General features: G+C 54.0%; 1 protein-coding gene. It reads left to right on the top strand.

The genetic code is table 11. The features are described 5' to 3' along the window. The coding region (locus NE664_15455) for a manganese catalase family protein (GenBank protein ID MCQ4728029.1) at nucleotides 1-391 on the top strand (391 nt) is incomplete at both ends.

The following is a 391-nucleotide window of genomic DNA, read 5'->3' as shown; positions in this document are numbered from 1 at the left end:
ATCTTTCCCAGCGTTACTCCATGCCATGCAAGGAAGTAGGCGGACTTTTAACCGATATTGGTACGGAAGAGCTGGCTCATTTAGAGATGATCTGCGCCATTGTCTTCCAGCTGACAAAGAATTTAACCCCGGAGCAGGCAAAAACTGCCGGCTTTGACGCCTACTACGTCGATCACACCACGGCTCTGTGGCCCACCGCCGCGGCAGGCGTCCCGTTTAACGCCTGTGAGTTCCAGTCCAAGGGCGACGCCATCACCGACTTAACGGAAGACTTAGCGGCCGAACAGAAGGCCAGAACCACCTACGACAACTTAATCCGCATCATCGACAACCCGGAAGTCAGAGAACCGCTCAAGTTCCTGCGCGAACGTGAAGTCGTTCATTTTCAGAG

Origin of the sequence: Anaerotignum faecicola, from assembly GCA_024460105.1 — a bacterium.
Lineage (GTDB): Bacteria > Bacillota > Clostridia > Lachnospirales > Anaerotignaceae > JANFXS01.
The sequence above is the reverse complement of the archived record's forward strand: the minus strand, read 5'-3'. Positions and strand labels throughout refer to the sequence as shown.